Annotated in this window: 18 protein-coding genes and 3 pseudogenes; 7 read left to right on the top strand and 14 right to left on the bottom strand. The window is 42.9% G+C overall.

The annotated features are described in order from the left end of the window. Window positions 1–8 precede the first annotated feature (8 nt). A complete protein-coding gene (locus B5D77_RS10365; protein WP_008204472.1) occupies window positions 9–275 on the top strand; it encodes a glutaredoxin family protein in 267 nt (88 codons plus the stop codon). 3 nt (window positions 276–278) lie between these two features. Here the strand turns inward: B5D77_RS10365 and B5D77_RS10370 are convergent, their stop codons facing one another. Both B5D77_RS10370 and B5D77_RS10375 read right to left on the bottom strand, forming a co-directional pair. Further along, window positions 279–1,460, bottom strand: coding sequence for a serine hydrolase (locus B5D77_RS10370; protein ID WP_008204471.1), 1,182 nt, complete (start codon window positions 1,458–1,460; stop codon window positions 279–281). A gap of 27 nt (window positions 1,461–1,487) precedes the next feature. Then, a complete protein-coding gene (locus tag B5D77_RS10375) occupies window positions 1,488–2,288 on the bottom strand; it encodes an RNA methyltransferase (protein ID WP_106908786.1) in 801 nt (266 codons plus the stop codon). A gap of 36 nt (window positions 2,289–2,324) precedes the next feature. Here B5D77_RS10375 and B5D77_RS10380 point away from each other — a divergent pair, with 36 nt between their 5' ends. The 4 genes from B5D77_RS10380 to B5D77_RS10395 all read left to right on the top strand — a co-directional run bounded on the left by B5D77_RS10380 (window position 2,325) and on the right by B5D77_RS10395 (window position 5,905). Further along, the gene (locus B5D77_RS10380; protein ID WP_002801262.1) at window positions 2,325–2,480 is read left to right on the top strand and encodes a DUF2256 domain-containing protein; all 156 of its coding nucleotides are present in this window, start codon (window positions 2,325–2,327) and stop codon (window positions 2,478–2,480) included. 169 nt (window positions 2,481–2,649) lie between these two features. Further along, the gene (locus B5D77_RS10385; protein WP_008204467.1) at window positions 2,650–3,798 is read left to right on the top strand and encodes a glycosyltransferase family 4 protein; all 1,149 of its coding nucleotides are present in this window, start codon (window positions 2,650–2,652) and stop codon (window positions 3,796–3,798) included. A gap of 9 nt (window positions 3,799–3,807) precedes the next feature. Continuing rightward, window positions 3,808–5,142 carry a TrkH family potassium uptake protein gene (locus tag B5D77_RS10390; RefSeq protein ID WP_008204464.1) on the top strand — a complete coding sequence of 445 codons (1,335 nt, stop codon included), beginning with the start codon at window positions 3,808–3,810 and terminating at the stop codon, window positions 5,140–5,142. Between the two features lie 73 nt (window positions 5,143–5,215). Next, complete coding sequence (locus B5D77_RS10395; protein ID WP_008204462.1) at window positions 5,216–5,905, top strand: TrkA family potassium uptake protein; 690 nt, start codon at window positions 5,216–5,218, stop codon at window positions 5,903–5,905. Window positions 5,906–6,238: 333 nt separating this feature from the next. Here B5D77_RS10395 and B5D77_RS26595 read toward each other — a convergent pair whose 3' ends face one another. The 11 genes and pseudogenes from B5D77_RS26595 to B5D77_RS10445 all read right to left on the bottom strand — a co-directional run bounded on the left by B5D77_RS26595 (window position 6,239) and on the right by B5D77_RS10445 (window position 19,264). After that, a complete protein-coding gene (locus B5D77_RS26595; RefSeq protein ID WP_216362947.1) occupies window positions 6,239–7,195 on the bottom strand; it encodes an IS110 family transposase in 957 nt (318 codons plus the stop codon). Between the two features lie 358 nt (window positions 7,196–7,553). Continuing rightward, window positions 7,554–9,152, bottom strand: a complete 1,599-nt coding sequence (locus B5D77_RS10400; protein WP_106908787.1) for a SpoIID/LytB domain-containing protein — start codon at window positions 9,150–9,152, stop codon at window positions 7,554–7,556. 266 nt (window positions 9,153–9,418) lie between these two features. After that, window positions 9,419–9,550: pseudogene (locus B5D77_RS10405) on the bottom strand (IS1 family transposase); the annotation flags it as partial. 91 nt (window positions 9,551–9,641) lie between these two features. Continuing rightward, complete coding sequence (locus B5D77_RS10410; RefSeq protein WP_106908788.1) at window positions 9,642–10,418, bottom strand: chitinase; 777 nt, start codon at window positions 10,416–10,418, stop codon at window positions 9,642–9,644. Between the two features lie 171 nt (window positions 10,419–10,589). After that, window positions 10,590–11,807, bottom strand: coding sequence for an ISAs1 family transposase (locus B5D77_RS10415; protein ID WP_254052976.1), 1,218 nt, complete (start codon window positions 11,805–11,807; stop codon window positions 10,590–10,592). A gap of 222 nt (window positions 11,808–12,029) precedes the next feature. Then, on the bottom strand, window positions 12,030–12,257 hold the full coding sequence (locus B5D77_RS10420; RefSeq protein WP_106908789.1) for a hypothetical protein: 228 nt from the start codon (window positions 12,255–12,257) through the stop codon (window positions 12,030–12,032). Window positions 12,258–12,415: 158 nt separating this feature from the next. After that, complete coding sequence (locus tag B5D77_RS10425) at window positions 12,416–13,069, bottom strand: DUF2589 domain-containing protein (RefSeq protein ID WP_106908790.1); 654 nt, start codon at window positions 13,067–13,069, stop codon at window positions 12,416–12,418. A gap of 16 nt (window positions 13,070–13,085) precedes the next feature. Then, window positions 13,086–13,877 carry a hypothetical protein gene (locus B5D77_RS10430; RefSeq protein ID WP_106908791.1) on the bottom strand — a complete coding sequence of 264 codons (792 nt, stop codon included), beginning with the start codon at window positions 13,875–13,877 and terminating at the stop codon, window positions 13,086–13,088. A gap of 181 nt (window positions 13,878–14,058) precedes the next feature. Beyond that, window positions 14,059–15,048: a DUF2589 domain-containing protein gene (locus B5D77_RS10435; RefSeq protein WP_106908792.1), complete on the bottom strand. Its 990-nt coding sequence runs from the start codon at window positions 15,046–15,048 to the stop codon at window positions 14,059–14,061. 936 nt (window positions 15,049–15,984) lie between these two features. Further along, window positions 15,985–17,034, bottom strand: coding sequence for a hypothetical protein (locus tag B5D77_RS10440; protein WP_002798288.1), 1,050 nt, complete (start codon window positions 17,032–17,034; stop codon window positions 15,985–15,987). Between the two features lie 136 nt (window positions 17,035–17,170). Continuing rightward, window positions 17,171–19,264: a PP2C family serine/threonine-protein phosphatase gene (locus B5D77_RS10445; protein WP_106908793.1), complete on the bottom strand. Its 2,094-nt coding sequence runs from the start codon at window positions 19,262–19,264 to the stop codon at window positions 17,171–17,173. 560 nt (window positions 19,265–19,824) lie between these two features. Between B5D77_RS10445 and B5D77_RS10450 the strand changes: the two genes are divergently transcribed. Then, window positions 19,825–20,055 carry a transposase family protein gene (locus tag B5D77_RS10450; protein WP_106908794.1) on the top strand — a complete coding sequence of 77 codons (231 nt, stop codon included), beginning with the start codon at window positions 19,825–19,827 and terminating at the stop codon, window positions 20,053–20,055. A 430-nt stretch (window positions 20,056–20,485) separates the two neighbouring features. Here B5D77_RS10450 and B5D77_RS10455 read toward each other — a convergent pair. Then, window positions 20,486–20,662, bottom strand: a pseudogene (locus B5D77_RS10455) (IS5/IS1182 family transposase); the annotation flags it as partial. On the opposite strand from B5D77_RS10455, the pseudogene B5D77_RS28060 reads away from it, so the two are divergent. Beyond that, window positions 20,660–20,743: pseudogene (locus tag B5D77_RS28060) on the top strand (Uma2 family endonuclease); the annotation flags it as partial. The pseudogenes B5D77_RS10455 and B5D77_RS28060 sit on opposite strands and share 3 nt — an antisense overlap. Window positions 20,744–20,754: the final 11 nt, after the last annotated feature.

Here is a 20,754-nt window from a genome sequence, read left to right on the forward strand (position 1 = left end):
AAATATTTATGACTACCATAGAACTAATTTTATACAGTAAACCGGACTGTCATCTTTGCGAAGGGTTGTTAGAGAAACTAGAAAAAATCCGTCAACCGGACTGGCAGTTAGAAATTAGGGACATTACCAGTCGAGAGGATTGGTTTAACGCTTATCAGTACGAAATCCCCGTCCTCTGTCAAAAACTGGCCACGGGGGAAAAAATCCTTCCTCGTCTTTCCCCCCGGGCAAATGCCGAACAATTAGCCCGTCTTTTAGCAAATAATTTAACCTAGGGGCTAATTACCCGGACTAGGACTAACGACCGGACTCGGAGAGGGAGAAGACTGGGCGACCGGTTGCGGTTTGGCTGCGGGTTTAGATTGATACCATTTAAAGTGTTGGTAGGCCGTGCGTGATATTTGTTGAATCAGAGTCCTAGCGTTACTATCATTGTGGGGACGTTTGACCATCACTGCTCCTAGATAGCGTTTGCCGTTGGGCATATCAATAATCCCCGCATCCCCTAACATAGAGCCAATATCACCGGTTTTATGGGCAATATCGGCGGCTTTCTCGATACCTTGCGGCAGCAGGGTGCGGGTGCGCGTTTCCTGCATAATATTCAATAGACGATCGCGGGAACGTAAACTGAGCAATTCCCCTTGATTAACTTTTCCTAAGATTGTCACCAAATCTCTCGGACTTGTGGTATTGGTTCCTTCCAAGTCAGGTAAAGGGTTATTAATTACCGTACTGGTCAAACCCCAAGCTTGAAAACGCTGATTAAGAGCCTTTTTGCCGCCCATGCGCTTGATTAACATATTAGTAGCGGTATTATCGCTAATTACGTTCATTTTAGTGGCGGTTTCTAGGGCAGTATAGGTTTTATTCACTCCTAGATACTGCATATCCCCGGATCCACTGGCCATGACATCCTTACTGGCCACAAGGGGTTCATCGAGACGAATTTTTCCCGCATCCACATCCTCAAAAAAGGCCACCAGAATGGGGATTTTAATCGTACTAGCGGCGGCAAAAATAGTATCTCCGCGAAAATTAGCGTAAGCACCGTTATCGAGGTCAATAAATAAAGCTCCCGCCTGTAATTTCGGATATTTTACCACTAAAGCCTGTAATTTCTGGTTAAGGCTGCTGAGATTTTCGTTGAAAACTAACGTGGTCGGTTTTGGGGTGACGGGTTTAGGAGTCGGGGAATTAGTAGCGGTGGGTTTTGGGTGTAGGGGTAATTTGCTCGGATCCACCACCGTTAAAACCGTACCAGCGATCGCACCTAAACCGACACCAAGGATAGAGAAGCGAAGAACCTGAAGGAGAAAAGAAGCGATTAGGTTAGGTTTACGTTGTTTTTTTGCCCTTTTAACCGGTAAAGACCTTTTTTGATTGTTTGAGTCCAGGGACCTAGGGGACTCAGGGCCAGATTGGACTTTAGTAGGACGACGAGTTACTTGACGAGTCACGGTTTTCCTCAAGGGTATCCAGATTTATTATCGATCGCTAGGAGAATTTTTTTTCTTGCCCTTGAGACTATCAAGACCGAGAAAAAGTTGCCCGATACTTTCAATATGACCGATAATGCCCCGCAGCAGGGCTAATTCCTCCACCGTGGGCCGGGCCCGATGATAAAATTGCCGGAATTTCTCCATCCTAGCGGCGGCGGTGTGGGGGTAAAGATAGCCAATTTTGAGCAAAAAGCTCTCTAAGTGCTGATAATAGCCTTCTAGAGCCTCAAAAGTGGCATTAGGGAGCATTTCTAACGGGGGTTCGAGCCTATTTTCCGTCGCCATTTGGTACAGTTCGTAGGAGCAAACCGCCACCGCTTGGGCGAGATTGAGGGAGGAATATTGAGGATTAGCGGGAATACCGACAAAACGCTGGGCGTGGTTCAGTTCGCTGTTACTTAAACCCCGGTCTTCTGGACCAAAAATTAAGGCCGATTCCAGGTTAGGGGTGAGTAACCAGGGTAAGGCGGTCCGGGGTGTTTCGAGGGGAGTATTCAGGTGACGGGGTTTCGAGGTGGTGGCAATGATGCGATGACAACCCTGCAAAGCTTCCCCAAGGGTGGCTACCCGTGAACAGTTTTCTAGGACTTCAATTCCGTGTACTGCCATGCGTCGCGCTTCTTCTGCAAGGATATCACAGGCGGGATTGACGATAATTAAGCGACTTAAGCCCATATTCCGCATAATTCTGGCAGTGGAACCCACATTTAAGGCTCCGGCCGGTTCAACCAAAATAATTCTCAGGCGATCGAGTGGGGAACTCTGATTATTTTCATCTACACTCATAGATAAGGCGCAGTTTTTGACTTTTTAATTTTAATCATGGCACGTCAGGTCTCGAAGTCCGATCTTCCCAGTAAAATTTGTCCCGTTTGCGGTTTATCCTTTACTTGGCGCAAAAAGTGGCAAAACTGTTGGCATGAGGTCAAATACTGTTCAGAACGTTGTCGTCGTCGCAAGTCCTCGGCCAATCAGTAAAAAGCCGAGAATTTTAACTATCAAATAGGCACTCTTGCAAAGGGCAATTTTTAGCTGGGGACTTAGATGGATAATTAATTTTGCTTAGGTACTCTATTAGCTTTTAATTTTACGGCTAATTTAGTAAGCTGATATTTGACTAAATTAACTTTTTCTTAAGAGAATCTGAATGCACATTGCCTGGTTAGGAAAAAAATCTCCTTTTTGCGGTAACGTTACCTATGGGCGAGAAGTGACTAATTCCCTGCTCGATCGAGATTATCAAGTCAGTTTTCTGCATTTTTCCTCCGAAAAACCCACCGTAAGCGATTGGCCCGACTTTTACGACGAAATCACCCTGCCACGTCTCTATAGTTCCCAAGTCTATACTATTCCCACCCTGAAATCGAGTCGGGTTCTACAGGATAAACTCAGGGAACTGAAACCCGATTTAGTTCATGCGTCCTTACCCCTGTCTCCCCTCGATTTTCTGCTACCAGAAATTTGTGAGTCTTTAGATTTGCCTCTGGTGGCGACTTTTCACCCGGCTTTTGATAGTAAAATTCGCAATCTCATCTCCAGTACCCAATTATTAACCTACCAACTACACGCCCCTTTTTTAGCTAATTACGATAAGGTAATTATTTTTTCCACCTCTCAACGGGATTTTTTAGTTAAATTGGGAGTCCCAGAAGAAAAATTAGCCATTATTCCCAATGGGGTTGATGTTAATAAGTATTGTCCAGGACTATCGCATATTAAAGCTCAATATAATGCCGATTGTTTATTTATTTATCTCGGTCGGATCATGCCAGAGAAAAATGTAGAATCTTTATTGAAAGCTTGGAAAAAAACTAATTTAGGGAGTAGATGCAAACTGCTCATTGTTGGCGATGGTCCATTGACTCCTTCCCTCAAACCTTTTTATGGAGAAGAAGATGGTATTATCTGGTTAGGTTTTATCGGCGATGAAAATAAACGAATTGAAATTTTGCGCGGGGTTGACGGCTTTATTTTACCCTCATTAGTGGAAGGTTTATCGATTTCCCTCTTAGAAGCGATGGCCTGCGGTGTTGCTTGTCTGGCTACGGATGTGGGTGCCGATGGGGAAGTGTTAAAAGGTGCGGGAATAGTTCTAGATACTAAAGGACTAATTACCCAATTAAAAACTCTCTTGCCTGTCCTACGAGATCATCCCGAATTAACCACAATTTTAGGTCAAAAAGCCCGTCAAAGAGTTTTAGACTCTTATACTCTCAGTAAAAATATCGATCGCTTACAGTTAGTTTATCAAGAAGTGTTAGCCCAAAAACAATCTTCTCTTAGCTACTTTCACTAAGGAATTTATATGACGATTGCCCGGACAATTTGCTTGGGATTTATGGCGGTAATTTTAGCGGGAACTTCCCTGTTGATGTTGCCTGTTTCTACCACTAGCGGCACTTGGAATGATCCAATTGTTGCCCTCTTTACCTCCACTTCTGCTGTCTGTGTCACGGGTTTAGCAGTGGTAGATACGGGTACTTATTTTTCTTTTTGGGGTCAATTATTTATTGCTTTATTAGTGCAAGTGGGGGGGTTGGGTTATATGACCACTACCACTTTTTTAATGTTATTAGTTGGGCGAAAATTTGACCTGAGACAGAAGTTAGCGATTCAAGAATCCTTTGATCGACCTTTTCTACAAGGTAGTCAAAGTTTAATGAAATCAGTGATTGCTACTACTCTAGTTTTTGAGTTAACAGCAACCTTGATTATGTTAACTGTCTTTGCCCAAAAGTATGATTTTAGATATGCGGTGTGGTTATCTTTATTCCATAGTATTAGTGCTTGGAATAATGCTGGTTTTGGCTTGTTTAAAGATAATTTAATGTCCTATCAGTCTTCAATTATTATTAACTTATCTATCACAGGATTGATCATTTTTGGAGGTATCGGTTATCAGGTAATTATCGAGTTTTACACTTGGTCTATTCACCGCTTTCGATATAAAAGAAAAGGATTTGTTTTTTCCCTTAATTATAAAGTTGCTATCAGTACAACTATATTTTTATTAGTGATAGGAACCTTGGCTTTTTTATTTACTGAACAGGGAAATGGTGACACTTTGGCTAATTTATCAATTAAAGATAAATTGCTGGCCGCTTGGTTCCAATCGGTAACATCGAGAACAGCAGGATTTAATACCATTGATATTGGTAAAATTTCCGTAGAAGGTTTATCAATTACCATGGCTTTGATGTTTATTGGTGCCAGTCCTAGCGGTACAGGGGGCGGTATTAAGACCACAACTTTTAGGATTTTATATAATTGTACCCGCTCGGTTTTAAGAGGCCGTGAAGAAGTTACTCTCTATCAAAGACGCATTCCTACGCCGTTAATTTTAAAGTCAATGGCGGTGGTTTTTGGTTCGGTTATAGCGATTATTATCTCCACCCTAGCTATCTCATTTGTGGAGACAGATTTTCAAATGATTCAACTGTTTTTTGAGGTAGTTTCTGCCTTTGGAACTGTCGGCCTATCTATGGGTATAACTGCCGCTTTATCGCCGATTTCTAAGTTAATTATTGTTTTTATGATGTATCTGGGACGGGTGGGAGTTATACTTCTAATAGCGGCTATTATCGGCGATCCAAAACCAACAGTTATTAACTACCCCGAAGAAAACCTTTTAGTGGGATAATTAATATCAGTTATCAGTTACTGGCACTCATTGACACTAGCATTTTAAATGCGTAACAGTTTAACTTAAAATTATGCAATCAATTAAATTTTTCAGTAGTATGCGTCCCCAAAATCGTCAATTTGCCGTCATCGGATTAGGCAGATTTGGGCGCGCCGTCTGTGAAACCTTACGCAACCAAGGTTATCAAGTGGTAGCGACGGATATTGACGAAGGATTAGTAGTACAAGCGTTATCCGATCGAATAGTAGATAATGCGATCGAGCTTGATTCTACCAAACCTAACGCTCTGCGAGAAGCGGGAATTTTTGAAACCGATACGGTGATTGTCGCTATTGGTAAATACGTGGAAGAAAGTATCATTACTACTCTCAATTGTAAGGAAGCAGGGGTTAATTTTGTCGCCGCTAAAGCCTCCTCAGAAATCCATGGAAAATTACTCAAAAAAGTTGGTGCAGATTTAGTAGTTTTTCCCGAATATGATGCCGGTTGTGAGTTAGCACACCGTTTAACTAGACCATCAATCTTAGAACGATTTGATCTCGATCCCGAACATAGTATTGTCGAGTTAAAAGTCCCAGAAGCTTTTCACGGTAAAACCCTAGCAGAGTTAGAAATTCGTAATCGTTATGGGTTAAATATTGTCGCTGTCGGTAATGCGGAAAAATTCAAGATTAACCCCAATCCCCAAGAAAGATTACACAAGGATTTAGCCATGGTGGTAATTGGTTCTAACCGAGATATTCAGCGTTTACCGATGTAAAATTTAGTCAAATAGATGAAGGCGATTTTTTAGCCGTCAGCCGCCAGACTTCGGCGTGAGACTTCGGACGTTCGGCGAGACTTCGGCGTGAGCTTTTGTCGAACACTTTTTTCTCCTGATATCCCTGATAACTGATAAGTAGGTGGGTGGAATTAAATATAAAATAGACGTAGCGACTGTCTTGATTGTCAAGGGGTAACTCAAAAAACAATCAAGGAGTTGCTGTCGAACCTAAAATCTCAAGCCAGAAAAAAGCGCAGCAAAAACTAAGTCGCTCAGGTTAAACCAAAGCAAGCGCAACCCTTGATCAGAGATAACAAAAAGTGTGAATCTCTAGGAACAAGGTGGTAAATTGTCAGCAAGCTGCCAAGGCTGATTTTGGCGAACCATTGCATTAAGAATAACTAAGATTTTCCGCACACAAGCAGTCAGAGCCAGTTTTTTTGATTTACCGCGTCCGACTAGGCGTTCGTAAAAGGTTTTAATCACCGGATTATGACGCATAGCTACCACCGCTCCCATGTAAAGAGTCGCCCGAATCTGAGCGCGACCTCCCTGAATCATTCGCTTACCTTTATGTTGACCACTATCATGATTAATCGGTGCGACACCGACTAAGCGAGAGATTTGTTTGGCGGTTAATTGACCGAGTTCTGGTAAGTCGGAGACGAGAGTAGTAGAAATTACTTGACCAATCCCCGGCACGGTTTTGAGTAAATTGACTTTCTCGAGCCATTGTTGGTTAGCTTGGGTCAATTCCTCAATTTCTTGATTGAGTTTTTCGAGGCAGTTATCGAGATACTCAAGATGGGCTTCGATATCGACCAAAGCTTTACCGCGAGCGCGTTCCCGTCGGTTTTTTTCGGCAGTCCGCATCTCGACAAGTTGCCGGCGACGACTAATTAAGTCGCCCAATTGACGAGATTCTTCCGACTCAACCGCTAATATTTGCGGTTGCATTGCTTCGCCAAAATGAGCTAAAATTTGAGCGTCAATGGCATCGGTTTTGGCTAATTTACCAGTGGCTTTAGCAAAGTCTCTTCCTTGACGGGGATTGATTAAGGCTACAGGTAAATCCGCTTCTTGTAATTGAATCACCAGTTCAGTTTCTAAACCTCCTGTTGCTTCCAGAACGATGAGGTTGACAGTGTAGGATTTTAGGGTTTCGACCAGTTTAGATATGTCCTCCTTTGTGTTAGCAACTTTCATCGCTTTACTGAGGGGACGAAGGTAAACATCTAGGGTCGCTTTACTAATGTCAATGCCTACCCATTGAGAGATATTTTCCATGATTAAACCTGAGAAATTGGCGGGATTAATGGTTCTTTTGGAGAGCATCCCCTTGATTTTACTCATCCTTGCCCGATACGGTCTCTTAGCTTAACAATTGATTGTTTTCGCCACGACCCCGGCGACTGTTCGAGTTTTGTCAGGGAGATTATGGTGGTGACCCTTGCTACGAAGCGGTCTTTTCCGACCAAGGTTGGGACGGTCTACCACCTCTCTCAATATACAAGGTTGGGTTGAAGCATGAAACCCAACGCCCGCATGGGTTACGCTACCGCTAACCCATCCTACAAATAATTGTGCCTACCTACTTAACTGATAACTGATAACTGATAACTGATAACTGATAACTGATAACTGATTAATTTCCTCGCCAAAAGACAATCGAATTATTGAGAGGTTGGATGATAGTGCCGGGATAATAGAAAGCGAGAATTTGTTCAGGAGACCAACCCAAACGGGCTAAATTATAGGAACCAAATTGACTTAATCCTACCCCGTGGCCGAAACCGCCACCAATAAAGTTATAACCCTGGATCTGTCGATTGGTATCGTAGATAGGATCGATGTAGAATAGGGTACTGCGAGGCGGTCCTAAGGCACTACGCACCTCATTTTTATGCAGTTCCAAAATCCCCTTATCGGTTTGAATAGTCATAGTCAGAATCCGACCGGAAGGAGAGCGCTTAGTCACTTCCATCCATTGAATTTTCTGGAAGTGGGCAAGGGGATGTTTTCTGCGTGTTAAATAGGTTTCTAGGTCTTGACTCAAATCAGCTAAAGAAGCTTGTTTTTGCCAGCGAAAAACCCTTCGGCCTGTCTCATTAAAACCATCTTTAAGATTAATAAACTGGCGAAAAGTTGTCTCATTAGCGAGGGATTGTTTCGACAGATCCCAGACTCGATTAGGGGAGTCCACCACTGCCCGGAGATAAGGTCTTTCTTCCCCATCCCACACATCACTAAAGAGGGCAGTTACCCCGCCGGTGGTGGAGGAATAAAGGGCATCCACTAACTCATTTTGGTAGGTTAAAACTAGGCCTCGCGTGGCCGTGATCGCTTGATCAGCCCGGGGATTAGTTCCCGTCAATCCATAATAAACTTGACAATGGGTATCGGCACAGAGTTCGTAATTATCGGCTTGAAAACGGCGCAGATTGCGGAGGGCGTAGGTGCGGGCGATAATAGTTTGCGCCCGGGTGGCACTTTCCGGGGCATCATGACCGATTTCGTGGGGTACAACCCCGCGCAGGTAGGTTTCGAGGGGAACGTTATTAACTAGGGTAAAAGTGCCGTAGGCGTTGGGCTGTAGGCGCATGGTTCCCCCGTACAAACGCACCTGATTGGGGCTATGAGTAACTTGAATCAGGTTTTTTTGGCTCTCGATTTCTAATTCTTTGGGAAAATAGCGCACCCCGTTGATCTGGAAAGAAACTTGCGGCTTTTCTTTGAGTAAAACACTATTAATATAGGGTTGATTGTGGCCTTTGGTTTGCAAACTGGTCAGCAACCAACGTCGCACTAGGGGATTTTCATAAACTTCTCGCTTTGCCCAAACCTGCCAGCGTCCGGGTTGGGTAATTTCTACTTTAATGCCCATTTTTGCCCAATTTTTGGCGCTATTTTCGGCGGTTTCAAAAGTGGCGTGGTCGCTCAAAATGACTTTTTCTTGGAGGATGGGAGAAGCGAGGGGACGGGGAATAACTTCTAATTGTAGGCGATTGGTTTGCAGAGTTTGGGATTGGCCATCTTCTCCCACCACGCGCAGGGTGAGATTATCACCACTGGTACTACTCAGGGTTAATTTTTCCTTGGCTTCATCGCCAAAACGTTGGACAATGCCCACTCTCAGAAGGACATCCTTGGCCACAGCGGCAGGAATTAGGGTTAAACTGAGCAAGATCGCCGCAGTTATGGAACCGATGCTAATTATTGGTTTTTTTTCCTTGATTTTTAGCATAAAGTCAAGTATCTGTTAATAAGTTTTCATAAAATTTGAGGATAATCAGAGATTATAGCAGCAGGTGGTAGTGATTTTATTGTAGTGGTGATCGCTCAAACTTTTGCTAATTGGTCATTGCAAGCTGTTCGTAATTTAAATTGCTTGTGAAGACGAGGCAAGAGGCACTCTTGCAAAAGGCACCCCCCCAACCCCCCCGATGTCGGTAGGGCAAGGGGGAGGAGGTTCGGCTAATCCAAGAATAAGCAATTTAAATGATTGACAGCTTAGTCATGGATAAAGCACCAAATAGCCCCGATGTGATTCTCCACATTTTTAGAACAAGAGAGACTCTTTCTGACCAATCTAGAAATCCTTTGTCTGAGGGTATTATTTAATCTTTCAATATGATTTGTTTGATCCGTTTCCTTGCCAACTGCCCGATGACGTTATGGGAGGGAATGGGGGCGACGACCTTCTCGATCCCTAATGTATAAGTAATTACCATCTCTAGCTGGGAAAGATGTGCCAAGCTTTTCGGTAGTAGGCTTCACGATCGGCAAGTCCATTCTCTCCACCGTTTACTCGTCGAGTGATTTCTTCTACCGTTGCACCGCGATCGCAAAGAGCATTCATCTGATTGTCATACCACCAAAAACCGCCACTGATAAAAGGATAGGTGATACTAACATAATCCACCCCTTCCATAACCTTCGGATCGTGAATATAATCAGCAAAGTCCTGATAGTACTTGCGCCCTGTTAATTGAAGGACTCCTGCTCCCTTATATTTAGGTCCATCTCCTGGGTAAATATTGCCGAGGTCTTTTCTTCCCTCATACCTACTGCCTGATGCCAATTCTTTGAACCATTTTAATCCACCGCTTTCATGGGCACTTTGGCTCAAAAAATGACGCATTCTCGGATGAGTATTAATCTCAAAAAGTTTTAAACAAGCATTAAGGTCTGACAATTCGGAATCCGAAATACGATTACCATAGATGTATTCTGTTTGCGTTTTGGTAATTAAATCGGGGACATCCTTGAGAGCAAGTAAGAGATGAGCCGTTCCAGGTCCTAGTAATTCAGGTTCAGATTCATGCTTATTTTGTTTGAATTGATGAAAAGCTTGTTGGGTTTGAGGGCCATAAATTCCATCTATCCCATTAATAGGAAGAAATCCAGCTAAGTGTAAATGGCTTTGAAGGTCTTGGCATAAATCTGGATCGTCTTTGAGCGAACTGAGTTGCACAGTCAGATTTTTTTGTACTAGATCAGATAATTGCATGGCTTAAGTTCCTCATGAAATTAATTAAGAAGTTGTCAATTTATAATTATAGCGTTTACCAATCTCATGAGGTACACCAAAATCTTAACTCCTCAATCCTGACCCCTCAAAACCTAAGACTCTGTGCCTCACAACTATGGGAATTGCTATAACAGGGTAAGAGCATCTCAATTAGGCTTGACAAAAGGCTTTCAGCACAGCCATCATATAGTTATTATCCATGGCCGCCCGTTTACTTTTTTGTGCCAGACTACGTCGGTAAGTGGATTCCTGGTTAAGAGCGTTAAGTGCTACTCGTCTCAAGAAGGCAAAATTACGAGGGCTGTGACCAGAGCGAATCCGACATTGATCCTCATTAAAAGTAACATCTAAAATCCAATGAGCCTGATTTTCAATGCCCCAATGTTTACGAATAGCATTACCTATTTTTTGAGCATCAGCAGGGAGAGAACTGAGATAAAATTGGACTTCACAAGTGGTTTTATTCCAAAGATGACGAACTCGTTTAACCATGATAATACTTTGAAGTCCTTGCCATTGAGCCTGTTGATAAAGACCGCCGAAAGCTTCTAAAGGTACAGCCCAACACCAACGTTTTTCGAGGCGATGATGACCTTTTTCCAGACGGTAATCATAACTAAATTGAATACCATCAAATTGATGTGCTTGAGCTTGCTCAAACCAGTTTTTGACCTGAGTATAAAGAGTCGGATGATTAGCTTTAAGGGCGACAACGTAGTCAGCTTTTTTGGCTTGAATATGATTAATAATCGCCGTTTGAGTTCCCATAGCATCTAGGGTGATAATTGCCCCTTGAAGGTCTAACAGTTCTAGTAAAGCGGGAATAGCAGTAATCTCATTGGATTTATCTTCCACCTTGACTTGTCCTAAAACTAATTTCTGCTCCCCCGCCCAAGCCGTCACTAAATGCAAGGCTTTAATTCCTTGATTACGGTCGTAAGAACCTCTGAGACTTTTCCCGTCTATGGGAACTATTTCCCCCGAAAGAGAACCGATTAAATGGGGCAGCCATTGAGACAAAACTTTGTCCAAAACTTCCGGGTTAATCCGTTCAAAAACCCGCCGAAAAGTGTCATCAGAAGGAATGCCATTAGGTAATTCTAAAAACTCAGATAACCAAGACTGCTTACTGAGTCCATAATTTTCCATGTCTTCCCAACCTTTGGCTCCTGCTATAACTGCTAAAACAGCAATGACTAAAATATCAGTTAATAAATGTTTTTGGGTTCGGGACGCTCTTGGGTCAGGAATATCTTGAAGATAAGTCAATAAACTAGCTTGAATTTCATTTATTGATGTTAAAGGAAGCTCAGGTTTTAGTTGAGCTTTATTTCCGGTGGGGAGAACGGGAGCAAAACCTTTACCCATGAGCTATTTCCTCATTAATTTTCATCAACAACAGTGAGACTAAGGCTAATTATAAATTATACAGAGGTAGCAGCGGCTAAGTCTGGGTACTGGCAGTGCGGGACGGTGCTATGGCGATTTGATTACCCTATTCAGAAATCTTTGTCAAGTACAATTTATACCAAATTAGATGAGCTTACCCTGATTGCTATAATCAGAAATACTAATTAATATTTAAACCAACTATAGGTTAAAACGACTGGCTTGTTTTACTTCATCTATCGCTATTTTGACATCTTGTAATAATTTTAAAGCTTCTTGAGAATTACTTCGATCCATCGTTATTTCTAATAAACAAGATGGACATTGAAAGCTTTGTTTATAGAGCAAATCTTCAAGGGATATTTGAATAAAGAACCGACATTCCGGACAAGGCATTCCTGATGGACGATTGGTTTGATTTGCGATCATGATTGTTTCCTATTTTTGTTGGTTTACACAAATTTCCAATTGGAGAAAATACCCGTTAATTTGAATCGTGAAATAAATGACGAAGTTCTAAGAATCATAGAAAATATAGCTATCACTACTCACGGTTAGTTGGCAATAGCTAATAATTAGTTAATTGCTCAAGAACTATTCGTTTCTTCCTTGCTAGATTCATTAACTATCCTGTTTTCAATCGATGATCCTTGATGAAGAATTACCATTAAATTAGCAATTCCTGTGGGCAAATCAGCCTGTCTCATTTTGATTTTGACTTTCATATTGGCTGTAGTTTGAGCAATTTTATCACCTTTTTGACCACTGAGCGCAGGTAAACTAGCCATAAAACTCGGTTGAGGAGGCAGATTATCTGAGGCATCTGAGGCATTTGTTACAGTAGAATTTTCTCCTAATAAGGAGGGGGGCTTGTCGGGCTGACGAGATTTTAAAGATTTGTGAGGATAAATATGAACATTAAAAGAAAATTCTGCGTCGTCAACTTGTAGTAAGGGTAAAGGAATTAAGGATAGCGCTGGAACTTGAATATTAACATATTCATCTTTTCCAGTTTGAAAATTGCGACGGTTATACCAAAAATTCACCATTCGCAGTCTGCCAAATTTAGTTCCGGAATGATTAACTGCTACATCTGGGGTTTCTTCTTCTGACACTGACTCAAAGCCGTATTCCTGCACAAATTCCATATACTTATTGGCGGCTCTAAAATCAGCTTCAATGGTCGCCAGTAAGGGTGCGCTAAATATTTCGTGAAGATGAAAAGCTTGATGATTACTCATAACAAAATACCTTAATTTAGGGAACTCTTTGTAAATGTTCTGAAATATCAGATATTGACCATTGATAATTGTTTAGTTCAGCCTTGATTTTGATCGAGGAAATCAGATCAGTTGGTACGTCTTTAAGTTGTTCTGGACTAACTAGAATATCTAACCTAGAATAAGTAGCTGCTTGCAGAGTGCCAGAATCAACCGTTATTTCGTCATGTAATGTATTCACCATTTGTTTAAAATTGTTATTAATTAAGGTATTTGCCCTAGTTCCCGTTCCTAAAGCAGATTTTATGTCATCATTATTTAAGAGAAACTGATCTAATAGGCTAGAGACAAGTGTAACAAACTCGTCTCGATTCAAAGCCCCTTCTGAAGAGAGTAATCGCATCCGATTCTCTAGCAGTGAATCTGTCACACGATCTGTCAAATGATGTATAAAATCTTTTGACTTCAGATTGGCCATTATTCTGTCCCATATTTCTGGGTTTTCAGCTAAAGTTTTACTGCGATCTATAAATTCAGTTAGTGTGTTTATTGCCTTCTGAACAGCTTCATGAGCAAAGTTATTAAAAAATTCCGTTACATTGTTTAAATCAATCGCTCCTTTTTCGCTTGTTACGTCATTAATAACAAAATTCAGGTTTAACTCAATTTCTTTGAGAACTCCATTGGGAACATAAAAATCACTAATGGCATTAGTATTATTAGCGTAAGTTTTATATTTTAAACCGAGTTTGCTAGAATACTCATTGGCAGCGTCCTGAGCTGCTGTTAGATCAGTTAAAATAGTTCCTACAAGTTGGCTTAGTAGCATTACATAACCTCTCCACAATTATGTAGGTGGGCAATTAAATTTACTGTCATCGAAGGCATATTTAGCTGGTTGCAATACTCACTAATTTTGAGAGAGTTTCAAAATTACTATAAGGAAAAGAGAGAGGCGCTTAAGCCATCATCGCTCCTGCTAAATATGCCTTTATAGTACAATAACCTAATTAGGGAGATTTGGGAATTTTAGGGATATTCAATGCTACAGTTTCCGTAACACTCTCACCAGCCAAAGTTCCTGTAATTTTCAACGTAAGCGTCTGTGCTTGAATGTCAGCAGTAATAGGCTGGGAAGGTTTTTTAACAGGTATTTTTACCGTAGCACTTCCATCATTGTCAGTTATAACAATTATAGGAGTAGGAGTAGGACTTGGTGAAGGTGGAAGTTTTTTCTGTGCAGAATCGAGATTTCCTATAGTTATTCCACCACTTGTGGGAGCATCAAGAGCAATAGTAAGCTCTGAATTTTTGCTTCTTAAACCCTGATTGTCAAAAGCGGTTATATTGACCGTATAATCAACGTCCTTGGAGGGGTCAATATTAATGATCTTAGGAGATACCTGAAGATTAGCATGAGGGATAGTGGGCGTGATACTAGATTGTAAAATGTTGAGAACGGATGCTAAACCAGCCGGCATATCTGCCTGACTTGCTCCCACATGAATATCCATTGTGTACTCAACCGAATATTTAGACTCCTGAGTTGCTTTTGAGTCTTTTTTACTAGAATAATTAGCATGGAACTTAATGTCAGCCGAGAAGGGACCCCATCCTACTTTAACTTCTCCTTCACCACCAGCATCAATCGCTTGTGAAGAGGTGTCTTCTTGGGCAACAGTGGAGGAGGCTGAAATATTAGCTTTGAAGTCGATAGTAATATTATCAACAGATATATAGGGAATGGGAACAATGGCTAAAAGTGGAACAATCAATTTCACTTCTCTGCCATTGCTTGTATAAATAAAGTCAACAGTCACGGCTTTTTTCTGTCCGTTAACTTCCTGTAAACCAACTTCTTTGATAAATGTCCATGAAGTTTCTGCTGCTTTTGCTTCCGCTTTAATCGCTGCGTCTAATGGACCACCGATCAAAGTTTCAAAGGGTATGCTTTGTAGTGCCGTTGTTGCTACTGTTGAGGGAGTGGTATCGATAGGCATGAATTTCTCCTTTTAGTCATAATGCTTGCTATGAAGCAAATATCCAGTCTTTTGGGCTAAAAGTGATTTTTTCAATCGTCTTTGATGTTAGGATAGTCGTTATTTTTGCCGATGGCAACGCAAATGTTGAAGCCTGTAATAAAACTTAACATTTACGGATAGAAACATCCCATCTCCATCTCGACGACATTTGTTAACCTTTTAGGCTCTTCGGTTTTTGTTATGCAATGGACGGGATTATAAGAAATGAAACCCTTATAGAGACAGACATTGCTGCTATTTTTGTCAACTGTTGGCTCTTCTAGGTTCTGTGTGATAAGTTTAACTTACATAGGATCGATCTTTGTGTCCTTTGTGTCTTTGTGGTTCGTTCCACCCCCTCGCTAGGAGAAATGTATCTTAGAATACATTTTACCCACCAAAGCTGGGAGAGCCAACTGTTTTCGCTCTAGAGCGAACTAATCAATTAAATCTCTTGCCAGATAAGGATTGAGTCGATTTATGCCCCCCTATCGAACCATAGCAAGTAACGAAGAACCACCTTTTATAACTAAACTTCCCCCTTATGAATATATTAGCTATGGCTAAAAGTCGGCTCTTCTGGTTTCTGTGTGGAAACGAGGTCTATACTGATAGTTTCTTCGACAAAATAGTCCTAAAAGTGTTGCCCGATAAGCATTTCACGATTCCATAAGCAAAAATTATCACACAAAGTCGAGAAGAGCCTAAAAGTCTTACAGAGCCTCAGTTAAAGCAACAAAACACTAATGTACTAATGAGTACAAGATACTGAAATCCCTACACAGATAGGGTTGGAAGCAAAAGTTTTCAAATTTAACCTCCCAACTGTTATAGCTTGTTTCGGGACAGAAAACCATCACAAAAATCACTACTGACTCCTGAAGACTTCAAGACACCCAACCACCAACAAAGCATCTAACTTCCCCCATCGCTGATAATGCGTAAACGTACCATTTTTTGCCCACCTTCATCCAGTTCTACTTCGATCACTTCACTGGTTAAACTTTCTAAACAGGTTAACATCGATCGCAGATGGGGATTACTTGCTCCCGTATCCACATAGAGGCGATCGGACAAACTACCTAAACGTTTCCAAGTAGTATAAAGTTTAGCCACGGCCTGCTCTAATTGTGTGGCTTGTTTAACCAGATCCGCCGCCGTATTTAGACAATCGACGCGCAACGCTTCTTCTAGAGCCATTTCAATATCTAAATTACCCCGTCGGAGAGTTTGTACTTGGGCCGCCGCGTCGAGATATTTAGCTAAACTGCGTGCTTCCGAGGTGATTAGTTTTACCGTATCTACATCGGGATTAGCGGCGATTTCTTGACGGAGAGTGTCGATATGAGTATCGGGTAACTTTTCTAATTCTTTCACTAGGGGGGCGAGATGACGCGCCGGTAAACTGCCGTCGCTGGCTTTTTCTTTCACTTCATCGGGTAGTAAATCTGAACTCATAGCCGTCCATTCATCGGCCAATTGCTTCACCTCCCGACGGGTAATTCTCTCCCCTTGTCGGGCCGCATCACTGACTAATTTTTGAATTTCGGGGGCAGATTTGGCCGTTTCCACGAAGGCGCGTTTACTAAAATTATTGATACTATCGGGATCCAGTTGTCCTTCTGCCAAGAGAGTATCGGCACTATTAGCCAATTGAATCAGAGCATAAGCTTGACTTTTAGTGATTTCTCGCTGTTTTAACCAGTTTAAAAAGCCTGTACCCCGACTATCACCGCCTTGCTTCTCCCGGTCGCGAATAGCTCGCAAAATTCGCCCCCGCCAGATTTCCGTTTGCAAATCAAAGCGATCGCAAACTTTCCAAAAAGAATCCAGTTGCTGCTGAAAGTCATGATCTTGGATGGTTTCATCTTCGGGATCTGGCAGTTGAAAGTTAAACTCTAGAGGCGTTTCAAAGGCATCAATGATCGCGGAGGTGTCGGAGGAGAACGTCGCAGCATCAACCATAGGATAGACTCGGCAGTTAATCGGGCATTTTATCTTAACTCGCTCTGGCAACCCCCGACAAGCCGATTAATCTTCAGCCACATATAGGGAAGTGGGGAAGTGGGGAAGTGGGGAAGTGGGAATTAGGAATTATGAATTAGGGATTGGGGGGACTCGGACTGGTGACAGGTGCGGGAGGTGTTGTCCCGGTCGTGGGACTAGGACCTGTGACAGGTGCAGGAGGTGTTGTCCCGGTCGTGGGACTAGGACCTGTGACAGGTGCAGGAGGTGTTGTCCCGGTCGTGGGACTCGGACTGGTGACAGGTGCGGGAGGTGTTGTCCCGGTCGTGGGACTAGGACCTGTGACAGGTGCAGGAGAAATCGATGGATTGGAAGCGGGATGACGACTCAGGAATTGCCAAGCGATCGCCACCAGCAAACCGAAGACCCCGACAGCGATCGCTGCTAGGACTAGAGGTGAAACGCTAGTACGCGCAGGGGGAGAGGTAGGACTAGAAAGAGAAGAAGATGCAGGGGTGGAAGTGGGTATTGACGTCACCACTTCTTCTCCGGGGCAGGTGTCCCCGCTGGGATCAAAATCTTGGTCATTAAGATTGGCAATAATCCGTTCTTTGGCCTGAGCATAAACTAAAGGCGTGACAGGTTCAGCCGCAGGAACTACCCGACAATAAACTAGGGCGATGGTGGAGTTATCGTGACCGTTTTTCTGGTTAGCTAGTTGTAATAAACTTTCCCCCACGGCGGTTACAGTTTTCTCCCCTTGCAAAAGAGGCACGATTTCACTGTCCCAGTATTGTTCTACCCGATCATAATCACTCAAACCATCGGAACAGAGCAGAAAAACACAATCTTGATCAACAATCAACCTCTGAACTGTGGGATGGAGATTAGTGGCGCTACCCATCCCCAAAGCTTGCACCAAGGCCCCGGCGTTGGGATACTGTATGGCATCACGATAGAGGAGATAGCCTAATTTCACTTCCCGGTCAGCGAGATCATCATCCACCGTCACTTGATGACAACCCTGGGCAGTAATCCAATAGATACGGGAATCCCCCACATGGGCTGCGTACATTTCCTGGGCATGGGCAAAAGCCATAACTAGAGTAGTACCCATGCGCTGACGATCTTGTCTTAATTCCCGATCATTGCGTTGACTGATCAGATCATTGGTGACACGAATCGCCTGTTCGAGGACAAGACTGTGACTATCGGGATAGAATTCAATATCGCTCGTGGGACTGTGATTAATTTCCCTACTCAGGGTTTCGATCGCCAATTGAGCAGCGATTTCGCCCCCTTCCTGACCGCCGATGCCATCACAGACGATTACCAGGGGATTTTGACTATGGGCCAGGGTTATGGCCTGATTAGTCGGGGGATAACAGGCATCCTCGTTGTGTTCCCGCAGCGGACCGGTATCGGTGCAGGTAAAAATCTCATAGGTGCGTTCTTGACCTGCACCGTAGTGCTGTAGTGCATAATCGAGCATAGCGATCAGGGATTCCGGGCGATCGAGATCACCGGATTCTAGCTCTTGGGTCAGGGATGCGAGAAAATCTTGAATATTAGCGGCTGCCGTCGGGATCAGACCGGTCCACAGGGTCCCTAAATCTCGTAGATTGGGAGTGGTAGCCTCGTCTTTACTTAATTCTAGCAATTGCAGCAGTTGATTATTCACTCTGGTCAGAGAAGGGTTGAGCAGACTAGAGACCACAGCTTTTTTCTGGAGGGGATGCCAGAGTTTGGCCATTTGCCATAACCAGTGAATTTGCCTTAAATCGGAAGCTTGCGACCAAACCTCGGCCAGAGTGGGCAATAGTTGCGGATAAATTAATTCTCCCGTTTCATCGAGGGGAATAGTGCCGTATTCTAACAGCCAGATGTCCATATCTAAGCGTTCATCGGGACTGGGAATATAGCCATAGACTTGGGGAATGTGGAGACGGAAGGGTAACAATTTTAGGTAGAGGGAAACCCAGCTAGGAGGTTCGTCTGGCGCTTGGGGTGCTTGAGCGGGTTTAGTATCAAGAACAATTTGTGGTTGTTTGACCAAATAACGATTATCAATTAGCTCACCCAGACGATAATAGGTTCTCACCCAATCACCCATCATCCATAAATAGCGCTTAACTAAAGGAGTACCGCATTTTTCACAGAATCTATTAGTGAGGGCGTTGGGGGATAGACAGGTTAGGTTTTGACATTGGAGGGTTATCACGGAATCCATGAAAACTGCTGACTCCTAAAGCGCGATTAGTATAGGTTAATAAAATAGCGTGTTTTTAGCCCCGTTGACTGCCAGTGTATTGCAGTGTTTCCCAAATTTTACCCTTTGTGGCTCGATCGAGAATAATTAATGCTGACACTGCCATCCCTAGGGGGCTGTCTGGGGTTGGGGAAGTGGGAATTATAAATTATAAATTATGAATTGGGGAGATGGGCAAGTGGGGAAGTGGGGAAGCTGTCTCATCACCCTATCACCCGTTCGGACCTCGGCGTGAGACTTCGGCGTGAGCTTTTGTCGAACGCTCAGTCGAACGCTGATCTCACGGCCGAAGCCCAAAACCCTATCACCCCAGGGTAAGCGTATGTAAAAATGTAGCAAATTATACAGACATCTAAGACAAGTAATGATATTAAATCCGTTGAGTATAGGCTACTTAGGAGGATAGGCAAAAGGCAAAAGGGAATAAATAATCAGTTTTTAATAACCAGATTTAGTATAAGGTGTAGGCAAGAGGCATGACAATTTGTCAGCTTTCCTTCCCTGGAGAGGACTTTTAGAGGATGATAGTTGTTGTCCCACTGATTCGCGACCCTCTCATGTCCCAAGGATTTGCTCCCACGCTGACTCAAGGAAAGAACCGTCGGAAAACTCTGGAAGCGAGCGCTCTGAGTCAGCGTCTGAAGGACTGTTTTGCCGCAATTAAAGACCCTCGGGTAGAACGGACTCCCTTGCACCAACTGGGGGATATTTTAACCATCGCCATTCTTGCGGTGCTGGCATTACTATGGTAAGTATCTAAGCAAAATTATTTGTAGGATGGGTTAGCGGTAGCGTAACCCATGCGGGCGTTGGGTTTCATGCTTCAACCCAACCTACGTTTATTTTATATTTAATTCCACCCACCTACTTAAGTATCTAAGCAAAATTAATTACACATCTAAGCCACTAAGCTGTTCGTAATTTAAATTGCTTGTTGAGACGAGGCAAGAGGCACTCTTGCAAGAGGCAACAGTAAAGGGATTGAGGGAGATTCGGCTAATCTTAAGAATAAGCACTTTAAATGCGTCTTAGCTTACTCCGTCAGACTTCTGGTGTGAGGAAACAGTGAACTGAAAACTCAAATCCGATCCCTAATAGCTGTATCCCGTCTCCCGTCTCCCGTCTCCTGTCTCGGAGTCTCCTGTCTCGACTAGGAAATTAATTTTGCACGACTACTTATTGAGATATTCCCTGACAACCACTGTCTTCTCTGCTGGTAGTTGAACGGTGAAAACGAACTCGACTTTTTTTAAATAAACTAAAATCATGACCGCTGCCTTTACCACAAAAGACACAGATAATCTCCGCTGTATTTTTATCAGCTACTAATTGGTATTTTCAAGTATGATAACCTCTTTGGAAAAACAACAAGAACGACAAGCAAAGGCGAGATTAGCGGCAAAATTGCGAGAATTAGGCATCAATCCCCAGACAATTTAGCCGGTTAAAAT

It is taken from the genome of Microcystis sp. MC19, assembly GCF_003019735.1.
GTDB lineage: Bacteria > Cyanobacteriota > Cyanobacteriia > Cyanobacteriales > Microcystaceae > Microcystis.